This window comes from Pantoea dispersa (genome assembly GCF_035783935.1).
Lineage (GTDB): Bacteria > Pseudomonadota > Gammaproteobacteria > Enterobacterales > Enterobacteriaceae > Pantoea > Pantoea dispersa_C.
On the sequence record NZ_JALKOV010000012.1, the window covers coordinates 21,190 to 44,175 of the forward strand.

The following is a 22,986-nucleotide window of genomic DNA, read 5'->3' on the forward strand; positions in this document are numbered from 1 at the left end:
GACCCCGGGGCGGGCACGCTCGCCCCAGCTAATGGAATTCTCGTCGTGATTAATAAACTCTCCCGGCTGCTGCAAGCGGCAAACATTTCCCTCTCCGATCAGCAAAAACAGCAGCTGGTGGGTTATGTCGAACTGCTGCACAAGTGGAATAAGGCATACAACCTGACCTCAGTGCGCGATCCGCAGCAGATGCTGGTGCGCCATATACTCGACAGCATCGTGGTGGAGCCACACCTGCAGGGTGAGCGCTTTATTGATGTCGGTACCGGTCCGGGCCTGCCAGGGATTCCGCTGGCGATTGTTCGCCCGCAGGCGCACTTTACGCTGCTGGACAGCCTCGGAAAACGCGTGCGGTTTCTGCGTCAGGTACAGCATGAGTTAGGGCTTACTAACGTCACGCCGGTTCAGAGCCGGGTGGAAGAGTTTCCCGCTGAGCCACCGTTTGATGGGGTGATCAGCCGCGCCTTTGCCTCGCTGGACGACATGCTCAACTGGTGTCACCATCTGCCGGGCGCGACAGGCCACTTCTATGCGCTGAAAGGCGTCAGGCCGGATGACGAAATTGCTGCGCTGCCTGCCGGCTTCGCCATCGAAAAAATTGAGCCACTGCGCGTACCGGAACTGGACGGTGAACGTCATCTGGTGGTGATCAGGCGGCAATAGTCGCGCAAACGGTGTGGATTTATCGCAATTCATGCCGTTTCGCTTCACGCCATGGCTGACTAAAAAATCAGCGGTTGAACGCGTTACGATAAACGCTTTTATTCAACAGGGCAGGGCAAGCGGGTTAACATCCACCGCGGAAATTATCCGAAAAGCTCTGTTACATTTAACGAATAATTCACATTTCATTATCAGTTGCATCACTTTAACCGCTGTATTTACGGCATCGAATAGTCACGGCGGAAAATATAACTCTGCAATAAATCGGCGGACGTAATATCAGTTTTACGTTTTTATTGCGGCGGCTGATGTCAATAGAGTGTTTTTATCGAAAATCGGGCACTTGTCCTGGTGTGATATTTCTATCTCACTGATAGAAAAGTGAATTACGGGTTTCATTAATCCCGCAGCCACGGTTAAAAAGCAAATTATCGTTTCAGGTGGTGCTTATAATGTGATCTAAAGCACGCTTTAAAAGCAAGTCCGCAGGGCAATTTCAAGCCTGTTCTGCAGGACAGGTCGAAGCGGATGTTTTGAAAAATAGCCCTCCAGAAAGAAATTTAAATAATTGTTCACCTTTTCGCTACTTACCGATTGAAATCGCAGGTGCGGCCCGTATAATTTGCACGGCTTTTGCTGCTTGACTCAAAAGAGTAAAGGCAGTCTTATACGACACGCGACATACCCCGTTCGGGGCAGGAGAGTTAAGCGTCATGTCAGTGTCTCTTTACAGTGTGAAATTAGCCCGAGCCGTGCTGGTGATCCAGCTGGTGACCTTTGTCGTAATCGGTGCGCTGTTTGCCCTGAAAGATGTCACCTGGGGCGCCTCTGCCATCGCGGGTGGTGCGGCAGCCTGGCTGCCAAACGTACTGTTTATGTTTTTAGCCTGGCGCCTGCAGGATCAAACTCCGGCAAAAGGGCGTGTCGCCTGGAGCTTCGCCCTCGGTGAAGTGCTCAAGGTGTTTGCCACCGTTGTTCTTCTCGTCGTGGCGTTGGGTGGATTTGGAGCGGTCTTCTGGCCACTCGCAATCACCTGGTTATCGGTGCTGGTGGTACAAATCGTCGCGCCGGCTGTAATTAACAACAAAGGGTAAGAGGCATCATGGCCGCAGGAGAGATCTCAACGCCGCAGGAATACATAGGTCATCATCTGACACATCTTCAGATGGACCTGCGTACTTTCGAGCTGGTGAATGCACACGACGCGCCAGCAACATTCTGGACGTTAAACCTGGACTCCATGTTTTTCTCTGTTGTACTGGGACTGCTGTTCCTGGTGCTGTTCCGTAAAGTAGCGAAAAGCGCTACCAGCGGTGTTCCAGGGAAAATGCAGGCGGCTATCGAGCTGGTCGTCGGCTTTGTTGATAGCAACGTCCGCGACATGTACCACGGTAAAAGTAAAGTTATCGCCCCGCTGGCTCTGACGATTTTCGTCTGGGTCTTCCTGATGAACTTCATGGATCTGCTGCCTATTGATTTGCTGCCGACTATCGGTGAACGCTATCTGGGCCTGCCGGCGCTGCGGGTCGTGCCGTCTGCAGACGTGAACATCACGCTGTCTATGGCGCTGGGCGTATTTATTTTGATTCTGTTCTACAGCATCAAAATGAAAGGTGTAGGTGGCTTCGCCAAAGAGCTGACGCTGCAGCCTTTTAATCACCCGATCTTCATCCCCATCAACCTGATTCTTGAAGGTGTTAGCCTGCTGTCTAAACCCGTTTCACTGGGTCTGCGACTGTTCGGCAACATGTATGCGGGTGAGCTGATCTTTATCCTGATTGCCGGTCTGCTGCCGTGGTGGTCGCAGTGGGTGCTGAATGTGCCATGGGCCATTTTCCACATCCTGATTATTTCGCTGCAGGCTTTCATTTTCATGGTCCTCACGATTGTCTATCTGTCGATGGCATCTGAAGAGCATTGATTTTTATCTCAACAACTTAGCTTTTAACTGAAACAAACTGGAGACTGTCATGGAAAACCTGAATATGGATCTGCTGTACATGGCTGCCGCTGTGATGATGGGTCTGGCGGCAATCGGTGCTGCGATCGGTATCGGCATCCTCGGAGGTAAATTCCTGGAAGGCGCAGCGCGTCAGCCGGATCTGATTCCTCTGCTGCGTACGCAGTTCTTTGTTGTAATGGGTCTGGTGGATGCAATCCCAATGATCGCTGTTGGTCTGGGTCTCTACGTGATGTTTGCTGTCGCCTAAAGCCTGTAGCCGTGGTTCACTCATGGCACGCAGTGTGATGAGGAACGGATTCTGCCGCTTATCGCTGATAGCGGCAGAGCAAGTTAACTTAATAAGAGGCATTGTGCTGTGAACATTAATGCAACAATCCTCGGCCAGGCCATCGCGTTCATCCTGTTTGTCGCGTTCTGCATGAAGTACGTATGGCCGCCGATTATGGCTGCCATCGAAAAGCGCCAGAAAGAAATTGCTGAAGGCCTTGCTTCTGCTGAACGCGCGAAGAAAGATTTGGATCTCGCGCAGGCCAATGCGACCGACCAGCTGAAAAAAGCCAAAGAAGAAGCTCAGGTCATTATCGAGCAGGCGAACAAACGCCGTGCCCAGATTCTGGACGAAGCCAAAACTGAAGCTGAGACTGAACGTAACCGCATCGTGTCTCAGGCGCAGGCAGAAATCGAAGCCGAGCGCTCACGTGCACGTGAAGAGCTGCGTAAGCAAGTCGCGCTGCTGGCCTTAGCTGGCGCCGAGAAGATCATCGAACGTTCCGTGGATGAAGCTGCTAACAGCGACATCGTTGATAAACTGGTCGCTGAACTGTAAGGAGGGAGGGGCTGATGTCTGATCTGATTACTGTAGCTCGCCCCTACGCCAAAGCAGCTTTTGACTTTGCTGTTGAGCATCAAAGTATCGACCGCTGGCAGACCATGCTGGCGTTTGCCGCAGAAGTGGCTCGCAACGAACAGATGGCAGAACTCCTTTCCGGTGCATTGGCACCGGAAGCCTTGTCTGCCTCTTTCAACGCAGTCTGTGGTGATCAACTTGATGAACACGCCCAGAACCTGATCAAGGTAATGGCGGAGAACGGACGTTTGACAGCGCTTCCAGCGGTACTGGAACAGTTCATTCAACTGCGTGACGCTTATGAAGCGACAGCCGAAGTTGATGTGATCTCCGCCAGTGCGCTGAGTGACAGCCAGCTGAGTAAAATCAGCGCCGCGATGGAAAAACGTCTGTCACGCAAAGTTAAGCTGAATTGCAAAATTGATAAGTCTGTAATGGCAGGTGTGGTTATCCGTGCGGGTGACCTGGTGATTGATGGCAGCGTGCGCGGCCGTCTTGACCGTCTGGCAGACGTCTTGCAGTCTTAAGGGGACTGGAGCATATGCAACTGAATTCCACCGAAATCAGCGAACTGATCAAGCAGCGCATTGCTCAGTTCAATGTCGTGAGTGAAGCTCACAACGAAGGTACTATTGTTTCTGTAAGTGACGGTATCATCCGCGTACACGGCCTGGCCGATGTGATGCAGGGTGAGATGATTGCCCTGCCGGGCAACCGTTACGCTATCGCCCTGAACCTCGAGCGTGACTCTGTAGGTGCAGTGGTGATGGGTCCGTACGCTGACCTCGCTGAAGGTATGAAGGTGAAGTGTACTGGCCGTATCCTGGAAGTGCCGGTTGGCCGTGGCCTGCTGGGCCGCGTGGTTAACACCCTGGGTGCACCTATCGACGGTAAAGGCGCTATCGACAACGATGGCTTCTCACCGGTTGAAGTGATTGCGCCAGGCGTTATCGACCGTCAGTCAGTCGACCAGCCTGTTCAGACCGGTTACAAATCTGTCGATGCGATGATTCCAATCGGCCGTGGCCAGCGTGAGCTGATCATCGGTGACCGTCAGACCGGTAAAACTGCGATGGCCATCGACGCCATCATCAACCAGCGCGATTCAGGCATCAAATGTGTCTACGTCGCGATCGGTCAGAAAGCGTCTACCATCTCTAACGTGGTACGTAAGCTGGAAGAGCACGGTGCGCTGTCTAACACCATCGTGGTTGTCGCTTCCGCTTCTGAATCCGCTGCGCTGCAGTACCTGGCACCGTATGCCGGTTGCGCGATGGGTGAATACTTCCGTGACCGCGGTGAAGATGCGCTGATCGTGTATGATGACCTGTCTAAGCAGGCTGTTGCTTACCGTCAGATTTCTCTGCTGCTGCGCCGTCCGCCAGGTCGTGAAGCATTCCCAGGCGACGTGTTCTATCTCCACTCTCGTCTGCTGGAGCGTGCATCACGCGTAAGCGCTGACTACGTTGAGCGTTTCACCAACGGTGAAGTGAAAGGCCAGACCGGTTCTCTGACCGCGCTGCCGATCATCGAAACTCAGGCGGGTGACGTTTCTGCGTTCGTTCCGACCAACGTAATCTCGATTACCGATGGTCAGATCTTCCTGGAATCGAACCTGTTCAACTCCGGTATCCGTCCAGCCGTTAACCCGGGTATTTCGGTATCCCGTGTTGGTGGTGCTGCACAGACCAAGATCATCAAGAAACTGTCCGGTGGTATCCGTACCGCGCTGGCACAGTATCGTGAACTGGCAGCGTTCTCTCAGTTCGCTTCCGATCTGGACGATGCAACGCGCAAACAGCTGAGCCACGGTCAGAAAGTGACCGAGCTGCTGAAGCAGAAACAGTATGCACCGATGTCTGTTGCACAACAGGGTCTGGTACTGTTCGCTGCCGAGCGCGGCTTCCTGAACGACGTTGAACTGGCGAAAATCGGCAGCTTCGAAGCCGCTCTGCTGGCGTTCGCCGATCGCGAACACGCGGAGCTGATGGCTGAAATCAACCAGGCGGGTAACTACAACAACGAAATCGAAGAGAAGCTGAAAGGCCTCCTCGAAACGTTTAAAGCAACCCAGTCCTGGTAATGTCTGGCGGCTTGTCTGAAAAGGCAGGCCGCAAGGCTTTGAGGAGAAGCTAATGGCCGGCGCAAAAGAAATACGTACCAAGATCGGAAGCGTTAAAAATACGCAGAAGATCACCAAAGCGATGGAAATGGTCGCCGCCTCCAAAATGCGTAAAACGCAGGAACGCATGGCGGCCAGCCGTCCGTATGCAGATACCATGCGCAAAGTGATTGGTCACCTTGCTCTGGGTAATCTGGAATACAAGCACCCTTACCTGGATGAGCGCGACGTTAAGCGCGTCGGCTACCTGGTCGTTTCGACTGACCGCGGGCTTTGTGGTGGTTTGAACGTTAACCTGTTCAAAAAATTGCTGGCAGAAATGAAAGGCTGGTCTGATAAAGGCGTACAGAGCGATCTGGCCATTATCGGTTCCAAAGGCGTTTCTTTCTTCGGCTCTGTAGGTGGCAACGTCGTGGCTCAGGTTACCGGCATGGGCGATAAGCCTGCGCTGTCCGACCTGATCGGCCCGGTAAAAGTGATGTTGCAGGCTTATGATGAAGGCCGCATCGACAAGCTGTTTATCGTCAGCAATAAATTTAATAACACCATGTCTCAGACTCCGACCATTACCCAACTGCTGCCGTTACCGCCAGCGGAAGGTGAAGAAGAGATGAAGGCGAAGACCTGGGATTACCTGTACGAACCCGATCCGAAAGCGCTGCTGGATACCCTGCTGCGTCGTTATGTCGAATCGCAGGTTTATCAGGGTGTGGTGGAAAACCTGGCCAGTGAGCAGGCTGCACGTATGGTGGCCATGAAAGCGGCAACCGATAACGGCGGAAACCTGATCAAAGAGCTGCAGTTAGTGTACAACAAAGCTCGTCAGGCCAGCATCACTCAGGAACTTACCGAGATCGTCTCGGGAGCCTCCGCGGTTTAACCAGGCATATATCCCGTCGCGCGAGCGCGGCCGGATATTCTCGTATTAGGTAGAGGATTCAAGATGGCAGCTGGAAAGATTGTCCAGATTATCGGCGCCGTAGTTGACGTCGAATTCCCTCAGGACGCGGTACCGCAGGTATACAGCGCTCTCGAGGTAAAAAATGGTGATGCTCGTCTGGTGCTGGAAGTTCAGCAGCAGCTGGGCGGTGGCGTGGTGCGTACCATCGCCATGGGTTCTTCTGACGGCCTGAAGCGCGGTCTGGAAGTCACCGACCTGAAAAAACCTATCCAGGTTCCGGTTGGTAAAGCAACACTCGGCCGTATCATGAACGTGCTGGGTGAGCCAATCGACATGAAAGGCGACCTGAAAGAAGAAGACGGCAGCGCTGTAGAGGTTTCCTCTATTCACCGCGCCGCGCCTTCTTATGAAGATCAGTCAAACTCGCAGGAACTGCTGGAAACCGGCATCAAGGTTATCGACCTGATGTGTCCGTTCGCGAAGGGCGGTAAAGTCGGTCTGTTCGGTGGTGCGGGTGTAGGTAAAACCGTAAACATGATGGAGCTGATCCGTAACATCGCGGCTGAGCACTCAGGTTATTCGGTCTTTGCCGGCGTGGGTGAGCGTACTCGTGAGGGTAACGACTTCTACCACGAAATGACGGATTCCAACGTTATCGATAAAGTAGCGCTGGTGTATGGCCAGATGAACGAGCCGCCGGGTAACCGTCTGCGCGTGGCACTGACCGGTCTGACCATGGCGGAAAAATTCCGTGATGAAGGCCGCGACGTTCTGCTGTTCATCGACAACATCTACCGTTACACCCTGGCCGGTACAGAAGTTTCTGCACTGCTGGGTCGTATGCCATCGGCGGTAGGTTATCAGCCAACGCTGGCTGAAGAGATGGGTGTGCTGCAGGAGCGTATTACCTCCACCAAGACCGGTTCAATCACTTCCGTACAGGCCGTTTACGTTCCTGCGGATGACCTGACTGACCCGTCACCAGCAACCACCTTTGCTCACTTAGACTCAACCGTTACCCTGAGCCGTCAGATCGCGTCCCTGGGTATTTACCCGGCCGTTGACCCGCTGGATTCTACCAGCCGTCAGCTGGATCCGCTGATCGTCGGTCAGGAGCACTACGACGTCGCGCGTGGCGTGCAGTCACTGCTGCAGCGTTACCAGGAGCTGAAAGACATCATCGCCATCCTCGGTATGGACGAGCTGTCTGAAGAAGACAAACTGCTGGTGGCACGTGCGCGTAAGATTCAGCGCTTCCTGTCTCAGCCGTTCTTCGTAGCAGAAGTCTTCACCGGTTCTCCGGGTAAATACGTGACGCTGAAAGACACCATCCGTGGCTTCAAAGGCATCATGGAAGGCGAATTCGACCACCTGCCAGAGCAGGCGTTTTACATGGTCGGCGCGATCGAAGAAGCTGTCGAAAAAGCGAAGAAACTGTAATAACGGTTTCCCGGGAGGAGTGGTATGGCTATGACTTATCATCTGGACGTGGTCAGCGCGGAGCAGCAAATGTTCTCCGGTCTGGTGCAGCGTATCCAGGTGTCAGGTAGCGAAGGTGAGCTGGGTATTCACCCGGGCCACGCCCCGCTGCTGACTGCCATCAAGCCTGGTATGATTCGCATCGTTAAACAGCACGGCGAAGAGGAGTATATCTACCTCTCTGGCGGCGTGCTGGAAGTACAGCCGGGCAGCACGACCGTTCTGGCCGACACTGCAATTCGCGGTGAAGACCTCGACGAAGCGCGCGCGCTGGAAGCGAAACGTAAAGCAGAAGAGCACATGAACAGCAGCCACGGCGACGTGGACTATGCTCAGGCTTCTGCGGAGCTGGCGAAAGCTATCGCAAAACTGCGCGTCATCGAGCTGACCAAAAAAGCGATGTAATCAGGCTTTATGCGTCACGAAATGCCAGCCTCCGGGCTGGCATTTTTTTTGCCTGCTGCCGGTGCGCATAAATGCGCACCCTACGAATAGCTATGCTAGTGCCCTGTATGAACGCCATCTATGGCGACCAAATGTCGGTGCGCATAAATACGCACCTGTCCAAAACCGCGCAATTACCCCGTAGGGGCGCCATTTATGGCGACCAAATGTCAGTGCGGATGAATACGCACCTGTCCAAAACCGCACAATTAACCCTGTAGGGGCGCCATTTATGGCGACCGGAAATGGCACAACGCCCTTACCTCATGCCCTCCCCGACGACCCGTGCTGACCACTCGCTACCGCTCATCCTCTCCTGCTAATTTCGCACGGAGAAAAATGTAGTAATCTCAGGGGTAAACCTTACACTTTCGAAAGCTAAATTGAGTCAGGATAGTTATGTCGACAAGCGCAATGAGCGTGGTGATCCTTGCCGCTGGCAAAGGCACCCGCATGTATTCCGATCTGCCCAAGGTCTTACACAGCCTGGCAGGAAAACCGATGGTGCAACACGTCATTGATGCCGCTACCGGCCTCGGCGCACAGCAGGTGCATCTGGTCTACGGTCACGGCGGTGAATTGCTGCAGGAGAAACTGGCGCATAACCCGCTGAACTGGGTGTTGCAGGCGGAACAGCTCGGCACCGGCCATGCCATGCAGCAGGCGGCACCGTTCTTCGCCGATGACGAAGATATCCTGATGCTGTACGGCGATGTCCCGCTGATCGCCCAGGAAACCCTGCAGCGTCTGCGCGACGCCAAACCCGCAGGCGGCATCGGGCTGCTCACCGTGGTGCTGGATAATCCCACCGGCTACGGGCGTATCGTGCGTGAAAATGGCACCATCACCGGCATCGTGGAGCAAAAGGATGCGTCTGCCGAACAGCTGAAGATTCAGGAAATTAACACCGGCATCCTGATTGCTAACGGTGCCGACCTGAAGCGCTGGCTGGCGCAGCTCAACAACCACAATGCGCAGGGCGAATTCTACATCACCGATATCATCGCCATGGCGCATCAGGAAGGCCGCGTGATTAATGCGGTGCACCCGGCGCGCATCAGCGAAACCGACGGCGTAAACAATCGTCTGCAGCTGGCCACGCTGGAGCGCACTTATCAACGCGAGCAGGCGGATAAGCTGCTGCTGGCTGGCGTCATGCTGCGCGATCCGGCGCGCTTCGACCTGCGCGGTACGCTGCAGCACGGTCGTGATGTCGATATCGATACCAACGTGATCATTGAAGGCAACGTCACGCTGGGCCATCGGGTGAAAATCGGCGCTGGCTGCATCATCAAAAACAGCGTGATTGCCGATGACTGCGAAATCAGCCCTTATTCGGTGATTGAAGATGCCACGCTGGCTGCCGCCTGCACCGTCGGGCCGTTTGCGCGCCTGCGTCCGGGCAGCGAACTGGCTGAACAGGCGCACGTCGGTAACTTCGTTGAGATGAAGAAAGCGACGCTGGGCAAAGGCTCGAAGGCCGGCCACCTGTCGTATCTCGGGGATGCGGAGATTGGCGCGGGCGTGAATATCGGTGCCGGCACCATCACCTGCAACTATGACGGTGCCAACAAGTTCAAAACCATCATCGGCGACAACGTGTTTGTCGGCTCGGACACCCAGCTGGTGGCTCCGGTCAGCGTGGCTGCAGGCGCGACCATCGCCGCCGGTACCACGGTGATGAAAGACGTTACCGCTGCCGATCTGGTCTATAACCGCAAAGAGCAAAATCAGAAGTCTGGCTGGCAGCGTCCGGTTAAGAAAAAATAAATGTCAGGGCCGGCAAAGATCGGCCCGGTATTAAAAACCCGAAATAATGCGGGCTTCAGGCAGCTAACGCACCTGCAACCCGGAATATGAAGGGATCTCCCCACTCTCTACAAGGCTCGGGGAACAATCAGGTCAGATGACAACGCAATGGCCGAAAGCCATGACGTCAGGAAATTACTATGTGTGGAATTGTTGGTGCAGTAGCGCAGCGTGACATCGCAGAAATTCTGCTGGAAGGGCTGCGTCGTCTTGAGTATCGCGGTTATGACTCTGCCGGTCTGGCGGTAGTGGATCGCCAGGGCCACATGACGCGGTTGCGTCGTCTGGGTAAAGTGGCCAATCTGGCGGAAGCGGCGGAGCAGCAGCCGCTGATTGGCGGAACCGGCATCGCGCACACCCGCTGGGCGACGCACGGTGAGCCGTCGGAGGCCAATGCGCACCCGCACGTCTCAGAGCACATTATCATTGTGCACAACGGTATCATTGAGAACCACGAACCGCTGCGTGAGCAGATGATCGCACGCGGTTACCGCTTTGCCTCCGAAACCGACACCGAGGTGGTGGCGCATCTGGTGCACTGGGAGCAGAAACAGGGCGGTACGCTGCGTGAAGTGGTACTGCGGGTGATTCCGCAGCTGCGCGGGGCGTATGGCATGGTGATCATGGACAGCCGCGATCCGTCGGTGCTGGTGGCTGCCCGTTCCGGCAGCCCGCTGGTGATTGGCCGCGGCGTGGGCGAAAACTTTATCGCTTCCGATCAGCTGGCGCTGCTGCCGGTGACCCGCCGCTTTATCTACCTCGAAGAGGGGGATATTGCCGAAATTACCCGCCGCGAAGTGACGATTATCGATCGCGACGGGAAGCAGGCGCAGCGCGCGGAGATCGAGTCCAATGCGCAGTACGATGCCGGCGATAAAGGCGTCTACCGCCATTACATGCAGAAAGAGATCTACGAACAGCCGAACGCCATCAAAAACACGCTGGCCGGCCGCTTCCATGACGGCATTGTTGATCTCAGCGAGCTGGGCGCTAACGCGGAAACGCTGCTGAGCCAGGTGGAACACATCCAGATCATCGCCTGCGGCACCTCCTATAACTCCGGCATGGTGTCGCGTTACTGGTTTGAGTCGCTGGCCAACATCCCGTGTGACGTGGAAATCGCCTCGGAATTCCGCTATCGCAAATCGGCGGTGCGTAAAAACAGCCTGCTGATCACCCTGTCGCAATCCGGTGAAACTGCCGATACGCTGGCAGCGCTGCGCTTGTCCAAAGAGCTGGGCTATCTCGGTTCACTGGCGATCTGCAACGTGGCCGGTTCGTCGCTGGTGCGTGAGTCGGATCTGGCGCTGATGACCAAAGCCGGCACCGAAATCGGTGTGGCCTCGACCAAAGCGTTCACCACTCAGCTCACGGTACTGCTGATGCTGGTGGCGAAGCTGGGGCGTCTGCACGGCATGCGCGCTGACACCGAGCACGAGATCGTCCATGCGCTGCAGGCACTGCCGAGCCGCATTGAACAGATGCTGGCGCAGGATAAAGTGATCGAGAACCTTGCCGAAGGCTTCTCCGACAAGCATCACGCGCTGTTCCTCGGCCGTGGCGATCAGTATCCGATTGCCATGGAAGGGGCGCTGAAGCTGAAAGAGATCTCCTATATCCACGCCGAAGCCTATGCGGCAGGCGAGCTGAAGCACGGCCCGCTGGCACTGATTGATGCCGATATGCCGGTGATTGTGGTGGCGCCAAACAACGAGCTGCTGGAGAAGCTGAAATCCAACATTGAAGAGGTGCGCGCGCGCGGCGGTCTGCTGTACGTGTTTGCCGATCAGGATGCCGGTTTCAGCGACAGCGAAGGCATGAAAATCATCCCGCTGCCGCACGTCGAAGAGGTAATTGCCCCAATCTTCTACACCGTGCCGCTGCAGTTGCTCTCCTACCACGTGGCGCTGATCAAAGGCACTGACGTCGACCAGCCGCGTAACCTGGCGAAATCGGTGACGGTTGAGTAATTAATAACGTTGTTTTTGTCATTAAAAAGGGTTGGTGCAAATGTGAATTGGCGCTAACCCTTTTTTCAATAAATTATTGAATTTAAAAGAGTAATAACTTGTGAATCGCTGAGTGATAATAATTCACAAAGAATGACTTCGTCTCTGCCCCCTTTTCCAGTTTAATATCATTCTGCTTCCTTATCTTGTGTCGCTATTATTAACTTCCGGATGAACTATGAAAACTCATAGTGCCAGTTGGCTACTCATTTCTTGTTTGTTATTTGCATGCTTAGCAAACGCAGCGAGCAACACTATATTAAATATTACAGGTATAGTTCAGGCCACGGCAAACTGCAGCATTAATGATGGAAATCCTGTAAGTATAAAATTCGATAATGTCGCGATAGACCAGGTTAACGGAGTGAATTATTCGAGGCCAGTAAATTTTACATTGAAATGTGTCAACTTACCATCACCATCCTTAAAAGTTCGGTTGACCGGTACCGGTGCTGCTTTTGACAGCACTTCATTAGGGACATCGGTTGATAACCTTGGAATCGCTTTCACTGACAGGAATGGTGATCGTATGGCTCTGAATGCTACCTGGCAAAATTTTAATTATGCTACACAACCGACAATAAACGCGGTGCCAGTAATGCGTACTGGAGCGACTCTTACTACGGGAGGATTTACTGCATCGGCCACCCTGGTTATAGAGCAGCAATAATCCTGATTAAAAAAATGAGGGTATACTTTGTGTCCCGATATATAAATATATCTCTGACTTTTTTAATAATCCTTGTAAGTCATCCATTAGCATTGGCCTGGAATGCACAAGTGAACTTTAGTGGTACTTTGGTAAGGCCTCCGTCCTGTATCATTAACAACGATACACCAATTGATTTGGATTTCGGCGATAATTTATTAACTACCCGAATTGATGGGATTCACTATCGTCAGCCACTTAACTGGACATTAGTTTGTCGTGATAACCCATCCAACAGCATGCACCTGCGTATTACTGGCAGTGGCGCTAGTTTTGACGGTACAGCTTTGGCTACAAATGTTAATGGACTGGGTATACGTTTCTCCCAGGGGGCTGCTAATACAACGTTAAAACTAAATGACTGGTTAGACTTTACCTATCCAACACTTCCGGTTTTAACTGCGATACCCGTAAAAGATCCATCGGTGAAGTTATCTGGCGGTACTTTTACTGCCGGAGCTACGCTGATTACTGAGTTTCTTTGAAGTAGCTTAATGATGAATTTTTGAAAGTTAGATGAAAAGGATAATGAATGCCAGCCAGAATAACTCCTCAGGGCAGGAGAAATTTAGTAACGACACCCTTGTTTTTATTGTCTGGCGACGGAATAGCAAAGATAAAAGATAAGATGAAATTCATTTTTTTTGCTAATTTTATTAACGCTAGCCTTGGCTTAATAACTTTGGTGTTAATTTCTCAATTATCTTTTATCTCGGCTGCGCATGCAAAAATATATCTATCGATTACCAAAGTCACGGCTAATGCTGGCTGTAGTAAAAGCTGCTACGAAGTCGAGGGAGATATGATTTGGACCCCTGAAGAGGATGGTCATGCCGTTCCTCAGGAGGGGCGCTTCCCTACATGGACTCTGCAATCCGTAGTGAATGGGGTGGTTCAACCATTGGTTGCAGCAGGTTTTCCATTTTGTACATATCAGGGTTATGCAACTGTTGGTGAGGTTCGTAGGGCATGCAACAGAACCCACTTTTCACAATTGAATAATAATCAGACCGGGCAGCCTCCTGTAGGAGCGAAGTTCTGTTTCAGGATTCTGGACGGCAACGATATGCCGTTGCCAGCGAATGTCGTTACCTGGGAGTGTGCTCCTCTTCCGCCGCCAGATATTACGTGTGATATTGGAGGGCCTTATACCATCGATTTTGGGACAGTTGATATTACCTCTCTCAGTGGTCGGGCTGCATCTGTTAATGTCCGGGCAAGCTGCACCAGTAACGTGAGTGCGACGATAAAGCTTGTCCCGTTAGATGGAACAAATGTTGTAACACTGATGCCCGGACTTTTCGGGACGCTCAGTGTGGATGGTCAGCCAGGTGCGACCGGTTCGCGTAAAACAGTGGGACCGGCGGGGGCAAATTTCCAACTGACGACTACTTTACAAACAAGTGGAACCGTGGCACCAGGAACGATGAACGGTTCGGCTATTGTTCGTATCGAGATTAACTAAGCACGGGATGTTTCACCTATAGATCGGCGATGTGCTGGCGTTTGTATCACAACTTTAAACCACCGGTACGCCGCAGGCCGGCACCTTTGACAAGGTTTACCTGTTACAGGCCACCATTCAGTAACCCGCTTCCTTTATAGCAATGACAATCGCCGCGCCGGCGATTGTCATATTACTGTCACAATTCGTACATTTCACTGTCATCAAACTGTCCTATTTTGCCTCCAGCAGCAATCACTGACTCTTACTAAAACGGCGTCAAAGCCTGATTTTTAATCCCCTGGAGGGAACATGACACTGATGCGTAGCACCGTAGCCCGAATTCTCGCCGCCACCTTCGCAGTAAGCGCGGTTTCTGCTTTTGCAGCCACCGACCTGACAGGCGCAGGCGGGACGTTCCCGGCACCGGTTTATGCCAAGTGGGCAGCAGAGTACCAGCAAGCCACCGGTAGCAAAATCAACTATCAGGGTATTGGTTCGTCAGGCGGCGTGAAGCAAATCATCGCCAAAACTGTCGATTTCGGTGCGTCCGATGCGCCGATGAAAGAGGAAGATCTGCAGAAAAATGGCCTGTTCCAGTTCCCGACGGTGATCGGTGGCGTGGTGCTGGCGGTGAACATTCCTGGCGTCAAATCCGGTGAGCTGACGCTCGACGGTAAAACGGTCGGCGACATTTATCTCGGCACCATCAAAAAGTGGAACGATCCGGCGATCACCAAACTGAACCCTGGCGTGAAGCTGCCAGACTCCAACATCAACGTGGTGCGCCGCGCGGATGGCTCTGGTACGTCCTTCGTCTTCACCAGCTACCTGTCTAAAGTGAACGAAGCGTGGAACAGCAAAATCGGTAAAGGCAACACCGTTAACTGGCCAACCGGTCTGGGCGGTAAAGGTAACGACGGCGTGGCTGCGTTTGTACAGCGTCTGCCGGGCTCGATTGGCTACGTAGAGTACGCCTACGCCAAACAGAACAACCTGACTTACACCAAACTGGTTGATGCCGACGGCAAGCCAGTGGCGCCGAGCGAAGCCAGCTTTGCGAACGCTGCCAAAGGCGCTGACTGGAGCAAATCCTTTGCCCAGGACCTGACCTTCCAGAAAGGCAACGATGCATGGCCGATCACCTCAACCACCTTCATCCTGATCTACAAAGAGCAGGCGAATGCGGAGAAGGGCAGCGAAGTGCTGAAGTTCTTTGACTGGGCGTACAAAGGCGGCAGCAAAACGGCTACGGCGCTGGATTACGCCGCGCTGCCAGAGAGCGTAGCGAATCAGATTCGTGCTGCCTGGAAAGCCAACATCAAAGACAGTTCCGGTAAAGCGCTGTACCAGTAAGTGTATGACCCGGCCAGCGTCCGCGCTGGCCAGCCTGATGGGCGGCCTGGTTGCCGCCCTGATTACCCTCTGAGATCGAGAATTCTATGGCTGCCACTAAGCCGACGTTTAAAGCACCGGGCAAGCAAGGCGACATGATATTCGGCGCGCTGGTGAAGCTCTCCGCGCTGATTGTGTTACTGCTGCTGGGTGGCATTATCGTCTCCCTGATTTTCTCCTCCTGGCCGAGCATCCAGAAATTTGGCTTCTCCTTTCTGTGGACCAAAACCTGGGATGCGCCAAACGAAGAATTTGGTGCGCTGGTGCCGATTTACGGCACCCTCGTAACCTCACTGATTGCCTTAATCATCGCGGTGCCGGTGAGTTTTGGTATTGCCCTGTTTCTGACCGAGCTGGCGCCAAACTGGCTGCGCCGTCCGCTGGGTACCGCGATTGAGCTGCTGGCGGCCATTCCCAGCATCGTGTACGGCATGTGGGGCCTGTTTATCTTTGCTCCGCTGTTTGCGGAGTATTTCCAGACGCCGGTAGGCGACGTGCTGGCGAACATCCCGATCGTCGGCGCGCTGTTCTCCGGTCCGGCCTTCGGCATCGGCATTCTGGCGGCGGGCGTGATCCTCGCCATCATGATCATCCCTTACATCGCCTCGGTGATGCGCGATGTGTTCGAGCAGACGCCGGTGATGATGAAAGAGTCGGCCTACGGTATCGGCTGTACCACCTGGGAAGTGATCTGGCGCATCGTGCTGCCGTTCACCAAAAACGGCGTGATCGGCGGCGTGATGCTGGGTCTCGGCCGCGCGCTGGGCGAAACCATGGCGGTCACCTTTATCATCGGTAACACCTACCAGCTGGACAGCGCATCGCTGTTTATGCCCGGCAACAGCATCACCTCGGCGCTGGCGAACGAGTTCGCTGAAGCCGAATCCGGCGTGCACGTGGCGGCGCTGATGGAGCTGGGCCTGATTCTGTTCGTGATTACCTTTATCGTCCTGGCGATCTCCAAACTGATGATTCTGCGTCTGGCGAAGAGTGAAGGAGCCCGTTCATGACCGCAATTGAAATGCAGGCGCGCGCCGAGCTGGAAGCCTCGCGCCGTAAAATGCAGGCGTGGCGCAGCACCAAAAATAAAATTGCCCTGACGCTCTCGCTGCTGACCATGGCCTTCGGCCTGTTCTGGCTGATCTGGATCCTGTTCACCACCGTTACCAAAGGGATCGATGGCCTGAGCTGGACGCTGTTTACCGAATCCACGCCGCCGCCGAATACCGCGGGCGGTGGCCTGGCGAACGCCCTCGCGGGCAGCGGCCTGCTGATCTTCTGGTCGACGTTCTTCGGTACGCCGCTGGGCATCATGGCGGGTATCTACCTGGCAGAATATGGTCGCAAGCACTGGCTGGCGGAGGTGATTCGTTTCATCAATGACATCCTGCTGTCCGCGCCATCGATTGTGGTCGGCCTGTTTGTGTACACCATCGTGGTGGCGCAGATGCAGCACTTCTCCGGCTGGGCCGGTGTGGTGGCGCTGGCGCTGCTGCAGATTCCCATCGTGATCCGCACCACCGAGAACATGCTGCGGCTGGTGCCGGACAGCATGCGTGAAGCGGCTTATGCGCTGGGCACGCCGAAGTGGAAGATGATCTCGGCTATTACGCTGAAAGCCTCGGTCTCCGGCATTATCACCGGTGTGCTGCTGGCGATTGCGCGCATTGCCGGTGAAACCGCACCGCTGCTGTTCACCGCGCTGTCGAACCAGTTCTGGAGCACCGACATGATGCAGCCGCTGGCCAACCTGCCGGTGACCATCTTCAAATTCGCCATGAGCCCGTTTGCCGAATGGCAGAGCCTGGCGTGGGCCGGTGTGCTGATTATTACGCTGTGCGTGCTGCTGCTGAACATCGTGGCGCGCGTGGTTTTCGCCAAAGGCAAACACTAATTTTCCGGCGCGGCTTCGGCGGCGCTGCACATGAGAGATGAGCAATGAGTATGGCAACTCCTTCTGCCGGTAAAATTCAGGTGCGCAATCTGAACTTCCACTACGGTAAGTTCCACGCGCTGAAGAACATCAATCTGGACATCGCCAAAAATCAGGTGACGGCGTTTATCGGTCCGTCGGGCTGCGGCAAATCCACCCTGCTGCGCACCTTCAACAAAATGTACTCGCTCTATCCGGAGCAGCGTGCTGAGGGTGAAATTCTGCTGGATGGCGACAACATTCTGGCATCGCATCAGGATATCGCTCTGCTGCGCGCGCGCGTCGGCATGGTGTTCCAGAAGCCGACGCCGTTTCCGATGTCGATTTATGACAACATCGCCTTTGGCGTGCGGCTGTTTGAGAAGCTGTCGCGGGCCGATATGGACGAGCGCGTGCAGTGGGCGCTGAGCAAAGCCGCGCTGTGGAATGAAACCAAAGACAAGCTGCACCAGAGCGGTTACAGTCTCTCCGGCGGTCAGCAGCAGCGTCTGTGCATCGCGCGCGGCATCGCCATCCGCCCGGAAGTGCTGCTGCTGGATGAGCCATGTTCGGCACTGGACCCGATCTCCACCGGACGCATCGAAGAGCTGATCACCGAGCTGAAGCAGGATTACACCGTGGTCATCGTGACCCACAACATGCAGCAGGCGGCGCGCTGTTCCGATCACACCGCGTTTATGTATCTGGGCGAGCTGATTGAGTTCAGCGACACCGACACGCTGTTTACCAAGCCGGCGCAGAAGCAGACAGAAGATTACATCACCGGTCGTTACGGCTGATTCAGGAGAGGCACATGGATAATTTAAATCTGAACAAACATATCTCCGGTCAGTTCAATGCGGAGCTGGAGCACATTCGCACCCAGGTGATGATCATGGGCGGCATGGTTGAGCAGCAGCTTACCGATGCCATCACTGCGATGCACAACCAGGATGGCGAACTGGCGCGCCGGGTGATCGACGGTGACCAGAAGGTCAACATGATGGAAGTGGAGATTGATGAAGCCTGCGTGCGCATCATCGCCAAGCGCCAGCCTACCGCCAGCGACCTGCGTCTGGTGATGGCGATCATCAAAACCATTTCAGAGCTGGAACGCATCGGCGACGTGGCGGAGAAGATCAGCCGCACCGCGCTGGAGAAGTTCGGTCAGCAGCACCTGCCGCTGCTGGTGAGCCTCGAGTCGCTCGGTCATCACACCGTGCAGATGCTGCACGATGTGCTGGACGCCTTTGCGCGCATGGATCTCAACGAAGCCATCAAGATCTACCGCGAAGACAAAAAGGTGGATAAAGAGTACGAAGGCATTGTGCGCCAGCTGATGACCTACATGATGGAAGATCCGCGCACCATTCCCAGCGTGCTCACCGCGCTGTTCTGCGCGCGCGCCATCGAGCGCATCGGTGACCGCTGCCAGAACATCTGCGAAATTATCTTCTATTTCGTGAAAGGTCAGGATTTCCGTCACGTTGGCGGTGACAAGCTGGATGAACTGCTGTCGGGCGACGACGGCAGCAATAAACCCTCCTGATTGACGTGATGACTGCCTGTTAGCGCTGAGGCTGACAGGCAGTGCGCTTGATTTCTGCCTGTTCTCAACCTGCCGCTCTCTTTATACTTGGCGCACATTTTTCTGCCAGGTGCTGTTTTATGTCCTCTGCAAACAACAACAAAACCGCCGTTACGCCGGCGAAAGCGATGGTGGCTGCCGTCAGCGGCTATGCCATGGATGGATTTGATCTGCTGATTCTGGGCTTTATGCTGCCGGCGATCAGCGTGTCGCTGGCGCTGGATGCGTCGCAGGCCGGCTCGCTGGTAACCTGGACGCTGATCGGCGCGGTGGTCGGCGGCATTGTGTTTGGTCATCTGAGCGATCGCTACGGCCGCATCCGCATTCTGACCGTCACCATCCTGATGTTCTCGCTGTTCACCGGGCTGTGCGCTGTGGCGCAGGGCTACTGGGATCTGCTGGCCTACCGCACGCTGGCCGGCATGGGGCTGGGCGGGGAGTTTGGCATCGGCATGGCGCTGATTGCCGAAGCCTGGCCGAAGGAGAAGCGTAACCGCGCCTCGGCGTGGGTCGGTATCGGCTGGCAGCTCGGCGTATTGCTGGCGGCCTTTATCACACCGCCGCTGCTGAGCGTGATTGGCTGGCGCGGTATGTTCCTGGTTGGCCTGCTGCCGGCGCTGGTGTCGTTTGTGATTCGCCGCAGCATGGGCGAGCCGGAAGCTTTCACCCGCCATGTGGAACAAGCCCCGCAGCTCTCTTTTTCCGCGCGCATCAAACTGCTGTTTGCCGATCGCGCCACCAGCAAAGCCAGCCTCGGCATTTTGATTCTTTGCTCGGTGCAAAATTTTGGCTATTACGGCCTGATGATCTGGATGCCAAGCTATCTCTCCTCCAGCTTCGGCTTTAGCCTGACCAAATCCGGCCTGTGGACCGCCGTTACGGTGGTGGGCATGACATTCGGCATCTGGCTGTTCGGCGTGCTGGCGGACCGCTTTGCGCGCTGGAAGATTTTCCTGCTGTACCAGTTTGGCGCCGTGGCGATGGTGGTGGTTTACGCCCAGCTGCGCGACCCGACGGTAATGCTGTTTACCGGCGCCATTATGGGGATGTTTGTTAACGGCATGATTGGCGGCTACGGCGCGCTGATTTCCGACACCTTCCCACCGCAGGCGCGCGCCACCGCGCAGAACGTGCTGTTCAACCTCGGCCGCGGCGTCGGCGGTTTTGGCCCGCTGGTGATCGGCATGCTGGCCACGCATATTTCGTTCACCGCTGCGATTACGCTGCTGGCGCTGATTTACCTGCTGGATATTGTCGCCACGCTGTTTCTGCTGCCGAAAAGCCAGGGCAACGAGGATTCGCTGGGCGCGATTGGGTGATTTTTTCCCCTCACCCTAACCCTCTCCCGCAAACGGGAGAGGGAACCGTCTGGTGCGGTAGGTGGGTGTGCACTTTTGTTCAACCCCCGCTCGATCGGCCCCTTCTCCCGCTGGCGGGAGAGGGAACCGTCTGGTGCGGTAGGTGGGTGGGCACTTTTGTTCAACCCCGCTCGATCGGCCCCTTCTCCCGCCAGCGGGAGAAGGCTGGGATGAGGGGGCTGCGCGCACTTACCTGACCAAATCCCAGCCACGCGCACGCCACAGCGCTGGCAGCTGCGCCATATCGTCAAAACGCGTCACCAGCGGGTGATCAATCACCGGATTGTGCGCATCGGCGCAGTAGTAAAACACCGGAATGCCAGCGGCGATGCCCGCCCGCGCGCCAGCCTCTGAATCATCCACCAGAATGCACTTTTCAATCGGCACCTGCATCTGTTCCGCCGCGTGATACATCAGCTCCGGATCCGGCTTCCAGTGATTGATGTCATAGCCACTGTACAGCCGCCCGGTCAGATACGGCAGCATGCCAGTCAGCCCCAGCGAATGCTCCATCTTCTTCACCGTACCGTTCGACACCACGCACATCGGCACCTTCACGCGCTCCACCAGCGCGCGGGCGCCGGCAATCGGCTGCAAATCAAGATCGAACAGGCGCGCGACTTCCGCGCGGTAGGCGCTCTCCACCTCAGCCAGCGGCAGTGTTACCTGATGCTGTGCCGTCACGTCGCGGATGATGTCGTAAAGCTTCACCCCTTTATACTGCTCGAACATCTGCTGCAGCGAGAGTTCGATACCGTAACGGGCAAAGGTGTTGACGTAAGACTGCGTGCAGATCACTTCGCTGTCGACCAGCGTGCCGTCGCAATCAAAAAAAATACATTCAACTGACATCGCGCCTCATCCTTTTAGTAAACAATAAGCTGTCACTCTAGCGCACTGAGCGCAGAAAGCGACCCCATGCAACCGGTTGCGAAAAATCAGTGTTTTGCGCCGCCAAAGTCTATAGGATACGCGGCGATAAATTTTTCATCGGAACAGCGAAATGAACCAGCAGGGCCTTTTGCAGCGTATTTTTAAGCTGCAGGAACACGGAACCACCGCACGCACCGAAGTGATTGCCGGTTTCACGACTTTCCTGACGATGGTGTACATCGTCTTCGTTAACCCGCAGATTCTTGGCGCCGCAGGCATGGACACCCAGGCGGTGTTTGTCACCACCTGCGTGATTGCTGCGTTCGGCAGCATCCTGATGGGGCTGGTGGCCAACCTGCCGGTGGCGCTGGCACCGGCCATGGGTCTCAACGCCTTCTTCGCCTTTGTGGTGGTGGGCGCGATGGGCTACTCGTGGCAGGTCGGCATGGGCGCGATCTTCTGGGGCGCGCTGGGGCTGCTGATCCTGACGCTGCTGCGCGTGCGCTACTGGATGATTGCCAACATTCCGCTTAGCCTGCGCGTGGGCATCACTGCCGGTATCGGTCTGTTCATCGCCATGATGGGGCTGAAAAACGCCGGCATCATTGTGCCGAACGCGGACACCATCGTAACCGTCGGCAACCTGGCCTCGCACAACGTGCTGCTCGGCGCGCTCGGCTTCTTTATCATTGCGATTCTGGCGTCACGCAATATCCATGCGGCGGTGCTGGTGTCGATCGTCGTGACCACCGCGATCGGTTTGCTGCTGGGCGATGTGAAGTTCACCGGTCTGTTCGCCGCGCCGCCGGCCATCACCTCGGTGGTGGGCCAGGTCGATATCAAAGGCGCGTTTAACGTGGGCATGGCGGGCATGATCTTCGCCTTCATGCTGGTAAACCTGTTTGACTCATCCGGTACGCTGATTGGCGTAACTGATAAAGCGGGCCTGACCGATGAGAAGGGCACGTTTCCACGCATGAAGCAGGCGCTGTACGTGGATAGCATCAGTTCGGTCACCGGTGCGCTGATCGGCACTTCGTCGGTGACGGCGTACATCGAAAGCTCTTCTGGCGTGGCGATTGGCGGCCGTACCGGCCTGATGGCGGTGGTGACCGGCATCCTGTTCCTGCTGGTGATGTTCCTGTCGCCGCTGGCTGCCATGGTGCCCGCCTATGCGGCGGCCGGCGCGCTGATCTATGTCGGCGTACTGATGACGGCTTCGCTGGCGCGCGTGCGCTGGGACGATCTTACCGAAGCGGTGCCGGCGTTTGTCACCGCGGCGATGATGCCATTCAGCTTCTCGATCACCGAAGGTATCGCGCTCGGTTTTATCTCGTATTGCGTGATGAAACTCGGCACCGGGCGCTGGCGTGAAATCAGCCCGTGCGTGGTGGTAGTGGCGCTGCTGTTTGTGCTGAAAATCGCCTTTATCGACGCACACTAAACGCAACAGGCCGCGTAAGCGGCCTG

23 protein-coding genes are annotated in these 22,986 nt (G+C 55.3%); 22 read left to right on the plus strand and 1 reads right to left on the minus strand.

What is annotated here, in order from left to right; genetic code table 11:
• Positions 1 to 45: 45 nt before the first annotated feature.
• The 21 genes from rsmG (at position 46) to MXF20_RS19965 (ending at position 20,604) form a co-directional block, all read left to right on the plus strand.
• Positions 46 to 663: a 16S rRNA (guanine(527)-N(7))-methyltransferase RsmG gene (gene rsmG, locus MXF20_RS19865; RefSeq protein ID WP_325971009.1), complete on the plus strand. Its 618-nt coding sequence runs from the start codon at positions 46 to 48 to the stop codon at positions 661 to 663.
• Positions 664 to 1,376: 713 nt separating this feature from the next.
• Positions 1,377 to 1,757: a F0F1 ATP synthase subunit I gene (atpI, locus tag MXF20_RS19870; RefSeq protein ID WP_325971012.1), complete on the plus strand. Its 381-nt coding sequence runs from the start codon at positions 1,377 to 1,379 to the stop codon at positions 1,755 to 1,757.
• An 8-nt stretch (positions 1,758 to 1,765) separates the two neighbouring features.
• A complete protein-coding gene (gene atpB / locus MXF20_RS19875) occupies positions 1,766 to 2,584 on the plus strand; it encodes a F0F1 ATP synthase subunit A (RefSeq protein WP_325971013.1) in 819 nt (272 codons plus the stop codon).
• A 49-nt stretch (positions 2,585 to 2,633) separates the two neighbouring features.
• Positions 2,634 to 2,873, plus strand: coding sequence for a F0F1 ATP synthase subunit C (gene atpE, locus MXF20_RS19880; RefSeq protein WP_003849523.1), 240 nt, complete (start codon positions 2,634 to 2,636; stop codon positions 2,871 to 2,873).
• A 108-nt stretch (positions 2,874 to 2,981) separates the two neighbouring features.
• A complete protein-coding gene (gene atpF / locus MXF20_RS19885) occupies positions 2,982 to 3,452 on the plus strand; it encodes a F0F1 ATP synthase subunit B (RefSeq protein WP_021313757.1) in 471 nt (156 codons plus the stop codon).
• Positions 3,453 to 3,466: 14 nt separating this feature from the next.
• The gene (gene atpH, locus MXF20_RS19890; RefSeq protein ID WP_021508187.1) at positions 3,467 to 4,000 is read left to right on the plus strand and encodes a F0F1 ATP synthase subunit delta; all 534 of its coding nucleotides are present in this window, start codon (positions 3,467 to 3,469) and stop codon (positions 3,998 to 4,000) included.
• A 14-nt stretch (positions 4,001 to 4,014) separates the two neighbouring features.
• Complete coding sequence (gene atpA / locus MXF20_RS19895) at positions 4,015 to 5,556, plus strand: F0F1 ATP synthase subunit alpha (protein WP_021508188.1); 1,542 nt, start codon at positions 4,015 to 4,017, stop codon at positions 5,554 to 5,556.
• Positions 5,557 to 5,608: 52 nt separating this feature from the next.
• Positions 5,609 to 6,475, plus strand: a complete 867-nt coding sequence (gene atpG, locus MXF20_RS19900) for a F0F1 ATP synthase subunit gamma (protein ID WP_150361070.1) — start codon at positions 5,609 to 5,611, stop codon at positions 6,473 to 6,475.
• Positions 6,476 to 6,538: 63 nt separating this feature from the next.
• The gene (gene atpD, locus MXF20_RS19905) at positions 6,539 to 7,936 is read left to right on the plus strand and encodes a F0F1 ATP synthase subunit beta (protein WP_021508190.1); all 1,398 of its coding nucleotides are present in this window, start codon (positions 6,539 to 6,541) and stop codon (positions 7,934 to 7,936) included.
• Between the two features lie 24 nt (positions 7,937 to 7,960).
• Positions 7,961 to 8,380 carry a F0F1 ATP synthase subunit epsilon gene (locus MXF20_RS19910; protein WP_084932800.1) on the plus strand — a complete coding sequence of 140 codons (420 nt, stop codon included), beginning with the start codon at positions 7,961 to 7,963 and terminating at the stop codon, positions 8,378 to 8,380.
• 438 nt (positions 8,381 to 8,818) lie between these two features.
• Positions 8,819 to 10,189 carry a bifunctional UDP-N-acetylglucosamine diphosphorylase/glucosamine-1-phosphate N-acetyltransferase GlmU gene (glmU, locus tag MXF20_RS19915; protein ID WP_325971020.1) on the plus strand — a complete coding sequence of 457 codons (1,371 nt, stop codon included), beginning with the start codon at positions 8,819 to 8,821 and terminating at the stop codon, positions 10,187 to 10,189.
• A gap of 179 nt (positions 10,190 to 10,368) precedes the next feature.
• The gene (glmS, locus tag MXF20_RS19920) at positions 10,369 to 12,198 is read left to right on the plus strand and encodes a glutamine--fructose-6-phosphate transaminase (isomerizing) (protein WP_325971022.1); all 1,830 of its coding nucleotides are present in this window, start codon (positions 10,369 to 10,371) and stop codon (positions 12,196 to 12,198) included.
• 217 nt (positions 12,199 to 12,415) lie between these two features.
• Entirely contained in the window at positions 12,416 to 12,907 is a 492-nt protein-coding gene (locus MXF20_RS19925) for a fimbrial protein (RefSeq protein WP_325971024.1), read from the plus strand.
• 110 nt (positions 12,908 to 13,017) lie between these two features.
• Entirely contained in the window at positions 13,018 to 13,431 is a 414-nt protein-coding gene (locus tag MXF20_RS19930; RefSeq protein WP_325971026.1) for a fimbrial protein, read from the plus strand.
• A 47-nt stretch (positions 13,432 to 13,478) separates the two neighbouring features.
• Positions 13,479 to 14,411 carry a hypothetical protein gene (locus MXF20_RS19935; protein ID WP_325971028.1) on the plus strand — a complete coding sequence of 311 codons (933 nt, stop codon included), beginning with the start codon at positions 13,479 to 13,481 and terminating at the stop codon, positions 14,409 to 14,411.
• 291 nt (positions 14,412 to 14,702) lie between these two features.
• Positions 14,703 to 15,746 (plus strand): phosphate ABC transporter substrate-binding protein PstS, encoded by a 1,044-nt coding sequence (pstS, locus tag MXF20_RS19940; RefSeq protein ID WP_325971030.1) that lies wholly within the window; start codon positions 14,703 to 14,705, stop codon positions 15,744 to 15,746.
• Positions 15,747 to 15,832: 86 nt separating this feature from the next.
• Positions 15,833 to 16,795, plus strand: coding sequence for a phosphate ABC transporter permease PstC (gene pstC / locus MXF20_RS19945; RefSeq protein WP_031279603.1), 963 nt, complete (start codon positions 15,833 to 15,835; stop codon positions 16,793 to 16,795).
• Positions 16,792 to 17,679: a phosphate ABC transporter permease PstA gene (pstA, locus tag MXF20_RS19950; protein WP_325971032.1), complete on the plus strand. Its 888-nt coding sequence runs from the start codon at positions 16,792 to 16,794 to the stop codon at positions 17,677 to 17,679. Before pstC ends, pstA begins: the two co-directional genes overlap by 4 nt.
• A gap of 44 nt (positions 17,680 to 17,723) precedes the next feature.
• A complete protein-coding gene (gene pstB / locus MXF20_RS19955; RefSeq protein ID WP_021506925.1) occupies positions 17,724 to 18,497 on the plus strand; it encodes a phosphate ABC transporter ATP-binding protein PstB in 774 nt (257 codons plus the stop codon).
• 14 nt (positions 18,498 to 18,511) lie between these two features.
• Positions 18,512 to 19,246, plus strand: a complete 735-nt coding sequence (gene phoU / locus MXF20_RS19960; protein ID WP_021506924.1) for a phosphate signaling complex protein PhoU — start codon at positions 18,512 to 18,514, stop codon at positions 19,244 to 19,246.
• Between the two features lie 119 nt (positions 19,247 to 19,365).
• Positions 19,366 to 20,604, plus strand: a complete 1,239-nt coding sequence (locus MXF20_RS19965) for an MFS transporter (protein WP_325971033.1) — start codon at positions 19,366 to 19,368, stop codon at positions 20,602 to 20,604.
• Positions 20,605 to 20,832: 228 nt separating this feature from the next.
• On the opposite strand, the gene yieH is transcribed toward MXF20_RS19965, so the two are convergent.
• Entirely contained in the window at positions 20,833 to 21,495 is a 663-nt protein-coding gene (gene yieH / locus MXF20_RS19970) for a 6-phosphogluconate phosphatase (RefSeq protein ID WP_325971034.1), read from the minus strand.
• 151 nt (positions 21,496 to 21,646) lie between these two features.
• Between yieH and MXF20_RS19975 the strand changes: the two genes are divergently transcribed.
• Complete coding sequence (locus tag MXF20_RS19975) at positions 21,647 to 22,960, plus strand: NCS2 family permease (protein WP_325971035.1); 1,314 nt, start codon at positions 21,647 to 21,649, stop codon at positions 22,958 to 22,960.
• Positions 22,961 to 22,986: the final 26 nt, after the last annotated feature.

Bases quoted from the DNA above. Each gene is read 5' to 3' on its own strand.
- MXF20_RS19975 (WP_325971035.1), top strand. From the start codon at position 21,647: ATGAACCAGCAGGGCCTTTTGCAGCGTATTTTTAAGCTGCAGGAACAC.
- atpH (WP_021508187.1), top strand. From the start codon at position 3,467: ATGTCTGATCTGATTACTGTAGCTCGCCCCTACGCCAAAGCAGCTTTT.
- atpD (WP_021508190.1), top strand. From the start codon at position 6,539: ATGGCAGCTGGAAAGATTGTCCAGATTATCGGCGCCGTAGTTGACGTC.
- atpB (WP_325971013.1), top strand. From the start codon at position 1,766: ATGGCCGCAGGAGAGATCTCAACGCCGCAGGAATACATAGGTCATCAT.
- MXF20_RS19965 (WP_325971033.1), top strand. From the start codon at position 19,366: ATGTCCTCTGCAAACAACAACAAAACCGCCGTTACGCCGGCGAAAGCG.
- MXF20_RS19910 (WP_084932800.1), top strand. From the start codon at position 7,961: ATGGCTATGACTTATCATCTGGACGTGGTCAGCGCGGAGCAGCAAATG.
- pstA (WP_325971032.1), top strand. From the start codon at position 16,792: ATGACCGCAATTGAAATGCAGGCGCGCGCCGAGCTGGAAGCCTCGCGC.
- atpI (WP_325971012.1), top strand. From the start codon at position 1,377: ATGTCAGTGTCTCTTTACAGTGTGAAATTAGCCCGAGCCGTGCTGGTG.
- pstS (WP_325971030.1), top strand. From the start codon at position 14,703: ATGACACTGATGCGTAGCACCGTAGCCCGAATTCTCGCCGCCACCTTC.
- atpE (WP_003849523.1), top strand. From the start codon at position 2,634: ATGGAAAACCTGAATATGGATCTGCTGTACATGGCTGCCGCTGTGATG.
- pstC (WP_031279603.1), top strand. From the start codon at position 15,833: ATGGCTGCCACTAAGCCGACGTTTAAAGCACCGGGCAAGCAAGGCGAC.
- yieH (WP_325971034.1), bottom strand. From the start codon at position 21,495: ATGTCAGTTGAATGTATTTTTTTTGATTGCGACGGCACGCTGGTCGAC.
- phoU (WP_021506924.1), top strand. From the start codon at position 18,512: ATGGATAATTTAAATCTGAACAAACATATCTCCGGTCAGTTCAATGCG.
- glmU (WP_325971020.1), top strand. From the start codon at position 8,819: ATGTCGACAAGCGCAATGAGCGTGGTGATCCTTGCCGCTGGCAAAGGC.
- atpG (WP_150361070.1), top strand. From the start codon at position 5,609: ATGGCCGGCGCAAAAGAAATACGTACCAAGATCGGAAGCGTTAAAAAT.
- MXF20_RS19925 (WP_325971024.1), top strand. From the start codon at position 12,416: ATGAAAACTCATAGTGCCAGTTGGCTACTCATTTCTTGTTTGTTATTT.
- atpA (WP_021508188.1), top strand. From the start codon at position 4,015: ATGCAACTGAATTCCACCGAAATCAGCGAACTGATCAAGCAGCGCATT.
- MXF20_RS19935 (WP_325971028.1), top strand. From the start codon at position 13,479: ATGCCAGCCAGAATAACTCCTCAGGGCAGGAGAAATTTAGTAACGACA.
- glmS (WP_325971022.1), top strand. From the start codon at position 10,369: ATGTGTGGAATTGTTGGTGCAGTAGCGCAGCGTGACATCGCAGAAATT.
- pstB (WP_021506925.1), top strand. From the start codon at position 17,724: ATGAGTATGGCAACTCCTTCTGCCGGTAAAATTCAGGTGCGCAATCTG.